Here is a 9,291-nt window from a genome sequence, read left to right as displayed (position 1 = left end):
GAAAGTAGCACTATCGATTGCTGATAGGGTTTCTATTTTAATCATGTATATTTTAGCTTAAACTTTTTTTGAAAATAATTTACTGAAACAAATGCAAGTAATGAGACTATTAAACCAAACAAATTGGCATCAAGTCCAAAAGGAAGAGGGAATTCCGCAATTGTTAATGCAGCAGTTACAGAACCTCCAGCGATCATAGAAAAGACAGCTGCAGTACCATTGGTTTGACCGAAAAAAAGTCCTCCAATAACAGGGACTAGTAGACCGGAAACCATGAAGGCATAACTATACAGCATGAGGCTTAATACTTCAGTCATTTGCCAAGCAATTAAAATTGCTACGCCTCCAATCAATAATGTCAATAGTTGACTGACTCGCATTTCATGTTTTAAGCTCTTTCCTTTCAAAAACTTACCTAATAAATCGGTGGTCAAGTTTCCAGAAGCTGCCATCAAACATGAATCAGCAGTGGATAATACCGCTGAAAAATATGCAGACATCATCAAACCTAATATCCCAGCAGGAAGGATCTGGCTTAATAAAACAGGAAGTCCCATTTCTGGATCCATTCCTATTCCAAATCCTTCTAATGCTCCTTGTTCCACGGCTACCCGAGAAAGTAATCCGAGAGAAACACCAAGAAATGCCATAATCGGCCATTCAAATAAACCTGCTATAAACCAAGCTTTTTTTGCAGACTTCACATCTCTGGCTGCAAAGATCCTTTGGTAAAGGGTCATACCTACAAACCAAATTGGCACAATAGTAATTCCCCAATTGGCTAAATCTTGCCAACTTAGGTTAGCAAATGAAAAAAACTCTTCGGGAAGTGCTCTGGAAATGCCTTCCCAACCTCCCACAAAATTATAGGCCATTGGGACTCCAATTAGCATTAAGCCTAACATCAGGATGATCCACTGAATTGTATCAGTGTAAATAACTGCTTTCAAGCCTCCCATAACAGTATATACTACTGCAATACCACCCATGATTAATAAAGCCACATGTAAATCCAAAGCTTCGAATGTTCCTGAGGCCAGTTTAGCTCCGGCCAGCAACTGAGATGAGGTGAAGCCTAAATACCCAAGAAAACAAATGATTGCGGCAACTCTTGCAGCTATAGAATTGTAAAGATGTCCTATAATCTGAGGAAATGTGAAGAATCCAGCGAAAGCTGAGTCTGATTTTACCCTGGGTATCAACAAAACTGCTGCTAACCAAGCTCCTAAAAGGCCCGTAAAAAGCATCCAAGAACCTGAAATCCCCATGGCAAAACCCAAGCCTCCAAGTCCTATCGAAAATCCTCCACCTACGTCGGTGGCCACAACGGATAGCCCAATATGCCAGCTACCTATATTCCTCCCCCCTACATAATAATCCTCTTGACCCGTGTTCTTTTTCATGTAAAAAAATCCTACACCAAGCATTGCCAGCATGTAGGCCAAAAAGATCCCCAGATCTATGAAACTCATACCCTATATTAATTTGTAATAAATTCATTTTAAATTATAACTTTTCAAAGTTAGTCAATACGACCCAGATTCAAAATTTTATTCGGTTTAATGGTCGTTTTTGGTTATTCAGTGCAATTATGAATTGAAATAATTCTAAAAAACGATTTCGTTAGAAATATCATGACCGATCATGTAAAAGGGATATTCTTTGGACTAATAAAATAGACACTTCATATAATACTTGAGATGTCAAAACAATTTCTATTAATCTCAAAAAAGAGCACACGAATCAAATAAGTTAAAGTCCCTTAGTAAATACTTGTTCAAAAAGTAGAATATAAATCAAATTAACTGAAGTTTATTTATTCTTAAATATTTGATTTTTAATTATTTAATTTTATATTTCATATGTTATATAGTTTTTTATTTTAACACTAATCATAATACATCTTTTTTCTTTTGCTAAATATCTATAAGATCCAACGTTAATTTTTTTACAAATTGGATATTATAAAAAAGCTTTTTTTAAAGTAGTAATTGAAAAAGAAAATTTTATTACAGATCAGTTTGATCCTAATTATTTAACCTAAAAACAGCTTTAATGAGTAATCCTGATGCTTCTCCTCCACAATTTTTAAAGATCTCCTCCTTGCTTACTGGCTTCACTGAAACTGAACTCATCGGAACAGGCATGCTTGATAGTTATCTCAATACTATACTTAAAAATAGCGCTAAAGAAGATGTAAAATACTTCTTTGAAAATGCCAAAGAAATTTTGGATGAACCTAACCAAACTGAAGAAAGTATAGCGATTTCAACTCGTAAGCAGCTTATGCCTGATTCCAGTTATGGAGGACTTGCCAAAAAAATAATTATCCTATGGTACACAGGAAGCTGGAAAGTCAATGAAAATTCATCTAAGATAATATCACCCGCTTCTTATAAACAGGGCCTTATGTGGGATGCCGGTCATACACACCCGCCCGGTGCCAAACAACCGGGTTTTGGTTCATGGGCCAAATTACCGATTTCGGTAATGATAAATGATAAATCTAAGACCAATGGAAATTAAAAATTACGATGTAGTTATCATTGGCTCTGGTATAGCCGGTTCTATTACGGCAAATATTTTGACCAATGCGGGTAAAAAAGTTTTATTGCTCGAAGCTGGCTTGAACGCAGGAATAGCATTAGATGCTGAAAATGCTTATAAAACATATCAGGGTTACCTAAATACGTTTTATGAAAATAGCATTAAAGTGCCAAATTCACCTTATCCAAATATTGAGGACGCACCTTCTATTGATGTTTTAGACTTAAAACAAATAGAACCTGGCAAACCTGATACCAAAGGATATCTTGTTCAAATGGGCCCTATTCCTTTTGCAAGCGATTGTTTAAGAGGAGCAGGCGGTACCACATTGCACTGGCTAGGTACTACTTTAAGGATGTTGCCCAATGATTTCAAAATGAAAAAAACATATGGAATTGGGGTAGACTGGCCATTTAGCTACAACGACTTAAAGCCCTATTATGAAATGGCTGAGCATGAAATTGGTGTTGCTGGAAATAAGGAGAGTATGGAAAAGTGGGTAAAAGGACAGCTAAAAGTAGATAATTACTATGGTAGTAAATATCAATTTCCAATGGAAGAAATTCCACCTAGTTATATGGATAAGGTATTGATTTCTGAGATGGAAGGAAAAGAGATTGTTCTTAATGGAGTAAGCCACAAAATAGAAACAGTTACTACTCCTCAAGGAAGAAATTCAACCCCTAACTCAAAGTATAGTAAAGCAGGTATTAGATGGAACCCCGGTTCAAAAAAACTGGAGTTTATAGATGCAGATTTTCGGGATAAATATGAACCAGTTGGTTCAGTTTGGGATCCATATTCCGGGCAGCGATGCGAAGGGAATGCAAGCTGTGTTCCGATATGCCCCGTGCAGGCGAAGTATAATGCCTTGAAGACATTAAAAAAAGCTGATCATGGTAATTTGACTATTAAAACACAGGCTGTTGCTTCCAAATTAATTATCAATTCAATATCTAATTGGATCGAGGGTGTGGAATATAAAACCTATCAGGAGGGGCATAATGGCAAATATGACCTTCAAACTGCCAAAGGAACAATTTACGTGTTGGCTGCAAGTGCTATTGAAAATGCAAAAATTTTGTTAGCCTCGGGAGCTGCGAATAGCAGCGACCAAGTTGGCAGGAACCTAATGGATCACATGACTGTGTTAAGTTGGGGACTCAACAAAAAAGAACGCGTGTATCCGTTCAGGGGACCTGGCTCTACTACAAATATTGCCACATTCCGAGACGGGGATTTCAGGAAAGAACATGCAGCATGGATAAGTCCTCTTGATAATTGGGGATGGGGTTGGCCAGCATTTTCACCAGGATCGGATGTAAATGATGCCGTTACTCAGGGCATGTTTGGAAAAGAACTCCGAAGTTTCCTTGAGGATCGCATAACACGTCAGGTATTGGTTCATGCAGAATGCGAACAAGCTCCCGATCCCGAATGTAGAGTAACGATTGACCCCGCATACTTGGATCAACTCGGGAATTACCGCCCAGTTATACATTACCGTGCCACTGAATACATGTTAAAGGCATTTGAAGCGGGGAGGGAATTTGTAACCCAGTTATTTGACAAGGCAGGGATTGAGGACTATACTGTTTATAATCCAGAGAAAGACGCTGATTATGTAACATATAAAGGAAAGGGATACTCTTTTGAAGGTGCGGGGCATATCGTGGGTACACACCGCATGGGTAAAACAAAGGAGGATTCTGTTGTCAATGAAAATATGCGTACATGGGACCACGATAATCTTTTCTTAGTAGGATGCGGTAATATGCCAACGCTGGGCACATCAAACCCAACACTTACCATGGCTGCTCTTACTTTTAAGGCTGCTGAAGCAATTCTTAACCAACTAGAAAATTAATAGGATGGAAAATAAATTCTTTCAGGACAATAATCCAAAACGCCAAAAGCTTATCAAGCCACTCTCAGAAGTTAATAATCTGACTGAGGAATTAATAGACTTTGAAAATTCTTCGGCAAAGAAACTTAAAGCAAGTAAGGTAGACTTAACATTAATAAAAAATCAGATACAGTCTGTGGATGAGTTGCGGTTTTACCTTCGTACAGCATTGCAACTTGAACTTTCCACTATTCCCCCCTATCTCTGTGGACTCTATTCTATAAAAGAAGGAGGCAATCAACAAGCCGCAGGTTTAATAAGAAGCGTTGTGGTGGAAGAAATGCTTCATATGATATTGGTAGCAAATATCCTTAATGCCATTTCTTCACCGGCAGATTTAAAAAAAGAAAGTAAAGAGTTTAGTGGGAAATTATTTGATGTGGAAAAGATAATCCCTGATTATCCTACAAAACTACCAGGTAATATTTATCCACCGGTTGGTAAAGGTAAAACACCTTTTAAGGTAAGCCTTCTTAAATTTTCTCAGGAAGCTATAGACGAATTTTGCACGATTGAAAGACCTTCTAATCCTACTAAAGAAGTTAAGCCTAAAACTTCCAGACAAGTCTTCCCAAAATATGAGAGTATTGGTCAGTTTTACGAAGCTATTCGGTACGGATTATATAGGTTCAAGAATCAAATTACCAAACCGGAAAAAAATAAGAACGGTAAAACTTACTATAAATTTATTGGAGATGAGAGTCGCCAAGTTGGCCCAGAACATTACTATGGAAGCGGTGGAAAAATACTTAAGGTGATTTACTTTGGAGGTGCGCTGGAAGCTATTGAAGAAATCGTAGGGCAAGGGGAAGGTGTTGATGGAACGATTCAGGATCCCGATTTTGAGATGTTCGGGGAAGGAATTGAATACGCTCATTATTTTAAATTCCAGGAGATTAATTATGGAAGACTATACCACTCGAATGATACTAATTATGACAAGCCTACCAATAGTATTCCTTCTGGCCCGTCAATAAACAGGAGTTGGTCGTCTGTTTATAATATGAAGCCTAATCCTAAAATGGCGGATTATAAAGACAATCCACAGTTATTAGATTTGGCAAAAAACTTTAATGAAACTTATGTAACACTTCTGAACAATATAAATGATGCAGTAAGTGGAGATCCTGATAAATTAGTTCAGGGCATTGCACTGATGTATGACCTTAAATATAAAGCGCTGGAATTATTGAAAATTCCTTTAAATGATGGCACAGGAGAATGTGCAGGTCCAACTTTTGAGTATGTTAAAGTATAACAGTTTCTGAAACAGATAATTAGTTAAATAAGGCTTACCTGAAAACTTTCTTTTCAAAACGGAAACTCTTAACCAAAACTAATTGATTTAGTGAAATCATTAAATCAATGGAAATGCATACCTAACTATTGAAATTGATTTCGTAGCAGATAAATAATCAATTTACTTAACTAAAAATAATTTTTATGTATTCTCTAACAGGTAAATGGACTATGCTTTCAGGAAAAGAAAAGAAGGCCACCGCAGAATTGAAAAAGTTGGCAATGGCAGTTAATAAAAAAGAACCTGGCACACTGCTATATATGATTTTTACTCCTGACTATCAAGAAAAGAACCTCCCAAATCCTCCCCCTGGTGAAGTGGTTTTTTTTGAAATCTATAAGGACAAGGATGCTTTTGAAAAACACATAAATGGCCCAATCTTTACAAATTTTATTAAAAAAAATAGTTCACTGTTTTTGACTGACTTTAGTAATATAAATATGTATATAACGGTAAAAACACTCTCAAAATTAGAAGGTTTTGTACGCGCTGGAATCACATAATAACGAAATTTTTATTTCCCGAAATCAAATCAGATTTTTTTAAAACTCTTCTTGAAGCAATTTCTAACTATCATAAACTTTTAAAAATACTACCATGGCGAACGTAAAAAGTAATCCTTTGGAATCATTAGACCTATCTGGTTTAAAACATAAGAAAGGACTTGAAAATTTATCCCAAACCAGAGGATTTGAAGCTGAAGCATTAACTCCTGATGCGACCTTTGGATTTTTGGAATCACTTAAGAACACATCATGGGAAGGTACTGGTTTCAATCTCATTGAAATACCAAACATGAATCAGGCAAAACCTGGCCCACCTCCTGCAGATAAATTCAAGCTTATTTTGAATAAAACTTCTGAGTCAATAATTTTTTCCGAAATAGGAGGAGATATTGTCAATCGGGGCAATGCACAAGGCGATATTGCGTTCAAAGGGCTCCATTATTTACAACAAGTAAGTGATGTTATTCTGAATGAAGGCATCCACCTAGAAACAGGTTTATTCCTCAATCTACCTGGTGGTACTGATCCGAATGTCCAACCAACTATTGCCCGCCTCGGTTCTATACCACATGGTGATTCCATACTTTTACAAGGCAAAGCTTTCAAATTAAATGGTGGACCCCAGTTTTCTTTGGTAGATAATCCACTTCCCAATATTCCACCGGCAGATCCAAGGCCTTTTACTCTGGATCCTAATGGCAATAGAGTAAATGATACTAGTCCTATCTATCTTTCAATATTAAATAATGCGGTACCTCCTGCCGGGATTGATAAGGATATTATTATGAATCCCAATAAATTATTGGCTGATTCTGTTAAAGGGCAAAACATCACAGAAACAATCGTAATTCTTTTAGATGCTAACCCAATCAATGGAGTGGGAAATGTTGATTCCCCTATTGGCGGAATCACAAATATTCCCTTTGTAAATGTAAATGCTAATGCAAAATCAGCAACTGCAATTTTATGGATTGAGACTGTGAAAGAAGCTGACGGAACTACTTTTAAACAATTGCAATATACACAAACTGTAATTTTAGACTTTCCTGTTTTTTTTAATGATAATCCAGGACCTATAGTGCAGATAAACTGGCCGCATATTTCTGTAGCAACACTTCGTATGAAACCAAACTGATCATAAAACTATCTTATTATGGACCCGAAATCAATCATTAATTGGTTCAATCTGCAAGAAAACACAGCTGAGGGCGGATATTCCGTTAGTACCTACACCGCAAAAGAAACAATTAGCAGCAAAGAACTGCCTGGTTTTAAAGCTATTGAGCAAAACAGGCATATCTGTGGAGCAATTTATTATTTTCTTGATCAGGGAACCTTTTCTGCAATGCACAGGGTGACTGGAGATATGATTTACCATTTCTATAGTGGTGATCCAATTCAAATGCTTCTTCTTTACCCGGAGGGCTCATCCACCCGTTCGGAACTGTGCATTTTCAGTAATGATATTGCCGGCGGTGGTAACCCAATGAAGGTAATACCTGGTGGAACATGGATGGGATCTCGTTTGGTAGCTGGAGGTAGCTATGCTTTAATGGGTGTAACAATGTCACCGGCTTTTGATCCTGCTGATTATTTTATTGCAAAACGTAAAGACCTGATTAGTCAATATCCTGAACAGGAAACATTAATAACTGCACTCACACGAAGTTAAATACCCTTAACATTCATCGTCTCTTTTTTACTTTCAGTACAATTTGTGTAACACTATTTCAGGACGAGAAAAATTCTAAAATAAAAAAAGCCGGATTTTAAAACCCGGCTTTCCATTATCCCTTTAATAATTAGACGTTATCACTACTTACAACTGCTGAGAAATACTCTCTGTTCATTCTAGCAATATTAGATAAACTAATTTCCTTTGGACATTCCGCAGCGCATGCTCCTGTATTGGTACATGCCCCAAAACCTTCAGCATCCATTTGTGCAATCATTTTCTCAGCTCTGTTTTTTCGCTCTACCTGACCCTGAGGCAACATGGCCAATTGGGAGATCTTGGCAGAGGTAAATAGCATTGCAGAAGCATTTTTACAAGCTGCTACACAGGCACCGCAACCGATACAGGTAGCTGCATCAAAAGCTTCATCAGCAATTACTTTAGGAATTGGAATTTCATTGGCATCCGGAACACCGCCTGTATTCACAGAAACGTATCCACCTGCTTGAATAATTCTATCAAATGCAGATCTATTAACAACCAAATCCTTTACTACAGGGAAAGCTTTTGCTCTCCAAGGTTCAATAGTAATAGTGTCTCCATCGGAAAAAGATCTCATGTGAAGCTGACATGTAGTTGTTTGCTTAGGTCCATGAGGTTTCCCATTAATATATAAAGAACACATGCCGCATATACCTTCGCGACAGTCATGGTCGAAATGTACCGGATCCTCACCTTTTTCGGAAAGCCCCTCGTTTAGTACATCCAACATTTCTAAAAAGGACATATCCTTGGAAATTCCATCCAATGGATAGTTGACAAAACCACCTTGATCAGATGCGTTCTTTTGTCTCCATACTTTCAATGTCAATTTCATATAACTATGAATTTTTTGTCTAACGATTATTTGTAAGATCTCTGGGTCAACTTCACATTTTCGAATACAAGAGGCTCTTTGTTCAGTTCTTCTTCCTGATCTTCTCCCATGTATTTCCAAGCAGCTACATAAGCGTAGTTTTCATCGTCACGTAGTGCCTCTCCTTCCGGAGTCTGGTATTCTTCTCTGAAGTGACCTCCACAAGATTCGTTTCTATCTAAAGCGTCATCAATCATGAGTTCACCTAATTCAATAAAATCAGCTACACGATGCGCTTTTTCCAAAGACTGATTTAATTCTTCATTTTCACCAAGAACCTTCACGTCTTTCCAGAATTCTGCTTTCAATTTTTTAATATCAGCTTTTGCTTTAGTCAATCCTTCTGCACTTCTAGCCATCCCACATTCATTCCACATAATTTTACCTAAACGCTTATGGAAATGATCTACTGTTTTGGTTCCTTTAATGGAAAGAAGTTTT

The 9,291-nt window shown here is 37.3% G+C and carries 8 protein-coding genes and 1 pseudogene; 6 read left to right on the top strand and 3 right to left on the bottom strand.

Annotation, left to right across the window (positions count from 1 at the left end):
• Window positions 1-41: 41 nt before the first annotated feature.
• Window positions 42-1,472: a sodium:solute symporter gene (locus Q0L68_RS12175; RefSeq protein WP_296703461.1), complete on the bottom strand. Its 1,431-nt coding sequence runs from the start codon at window positions 1,470-1,472 to the stop codon at window positions 42-44.
• Between the two features lie 583 nt (window positions 1,473-2,055).
• Here Q0L68_RS12175 and Q0L68_RS12170 point away from each other — a divergent pair.
• The 6 genes from Q0L68_RS12170 (at window position 2,056) to Q0L68_RS12145 (ending at window position 7,931) form a co-directional block, all read left to right on the top strand.
• Window positions 2,056-2,526 (top strand): hypothetical protein, encoded by a 471-nt coding sequence (locus Q0L68_RS12170; RefSeq protein ID WP_296703459.1) that lies wholly within the window; start codon window positions 2,056-2,058, stop codon window positions 2,524-2,526.
• Window positions 2,516-4,414: a GMC family oxidoreductase gene (locus Q0L68_RS12165; protein WP_296703457.1), complete on the top strand. Its 1,899-nt coding sequence runs from the start codon at window positions 2,516-2,518 to the stop codon at window positions 4,412-4,414. The genes Q0L68_RS12170 and Q0L68_RS12165 overlap by 11 nt, the downstream gene beginning before the upstream one ends.
• 4 nt (window positions 4,415-4,418) lie before the next feature.
• Window positions 4,419-5,711, top strand: coding sequence for a ferritin-like protein (locus Q0L68_RS12160; RefSeq protein WP_296703456.1), 1,293 nt, complete (start codon window positions 4,419-4,421; stop codon window positions 5,709-5,711).
• A 185-nt stretch (window positions 5,712-5,896) separates the two neighbouring features.
• Window positions 5,897-6,256, top strand: a complete 360-nt coding sequence (locus Q0L68_RS12155; RefSeq protein WP_296703454.1) for an antibiotic biosynthesis monooxygenase — start codon at window positions 5,897-5,899, stop codon at window positions 6,254-6,256.
• 94 nt (window positions 6,257-6,350) lie between these two features.
• Entirely contained in the window at window positions 6,351-7,394 is a 1,044-nt protein-coding gene (locus tag Q0L68_RS12150; RefSeq protein ID WP_296703452.1) for a heme-binding protein, read from the top strand.
• Between the two features lie 18 nt (window positions 7,395-7,412).
• On the top strand, window positions 7,413-7,931 hold the full coding sequence (locus Q0L68_RS12145; RefSeq protein ID WP_296703447.1) for a cupin domain-containing protein: 519 nt from the start codon (window positions 7,413-7,415) through the stop codon (window positions 7,929-7,931).
• Window positions 7,932-8,061: 130 nt separating this feature from the next.
• Here Q0L68_RS12145 and Q0L68_RS12140 read toward each other — a convergent pair whose 3' ends face one another.
• Entirely contained in the window at window positions 8,062-8,811 is a 750-nt protein-coding gene (locus tag Q0L68_RS12140; RefSeq protein ID WP_296703444.1) for a succinate dehydrogenase/fumarate reductase iron-sulfur subunit, read from the bottom strand.
• 26 nt (window positions 8,812-8,837) lie between these two features.
• Window positions 8,838-9,291, bottom strand: a pseudogene (locus Q0L68_RS12135) (fumarate reductase/succinate dehydrogenase flavoprotein subunit); the annotation flags it as partial.

This window comes from Algoriphagus sp. (genome assembly GCF_024642405.1).
Classification (GTDB): Bacteria; Bacteroidota; Bacteroidia; order Cytophagales; family Cyclobacteriaceae; genus Algoriphagus.
The sequence above is the reverse complement of the archived record's forward strand: the minus strand, read 5'-3'. Positions and strand labels throughout refer to the sequence as shown.

What these genes read in the sequence shown, in the direction of transcription:
- Q0L68_RS12160 (WP_296703456.1), top strand. Translation starts at nt 4,419, where the DNA reads ATGGAAAATAAATTCTTTCAGGACAATAATCCAAAACGCCAAAAGCTT.
- Q0L68_RS12170 (WP_296703459.1), top strand. Translation starts at nt 2,056, where the DNA reads ATGAGTAATCCTGATGCTTCTCCTCCACAATTTTTAAAGATCTCCTCC.
- Q0L68_RS12155 (WP_296703454.1), top strand. Translation starts at nt 5,897, where the DNA reads ATGTATTCTCTAACAGGTAAATGGACTATGCTTTCAGGAAAAGAAAAG.
- Q0L68_RS12140 (WP_296703444.1), bottom strand. Translation starts at nt 8,811, where the DNA reads ATGAAATTGACATTGAAAGTATGGAGACAAAAGAACGCATCTGATCAA.
- Q0L68_RS12145 (WP_296703447.1), top strand. Translation starts at nt 7,413, where the DNA reads ATGGACCCGAAATCAATCATTAATTGGTTCAATCTGCAAGAAAACACA.
- Q0L68_RS12175 (WP_296703461.1), bottom strand. Translation starts at nt 1,472, where the DNA reads ATGAGTTTCATAGATCTGGGGATCTTTTTGGCCTACATGCTGGCAATG.
- Q0L68_RS12150 (WP_296703452.1), top strand. Translation starts at nt 6,351, where the DNA reads ATGGCGAACGTAAAAAGTAATCCTTTGGAATCATTAGACCTATCTGGT.
- Q0L68_RS12165 (WP_296703457.1), top strand. Translation starts at nt 2,516, where the DNA reads ATGGAAATTAAAAATTACGATGTAGTTATCATTGGCTCTGGTATAGCC.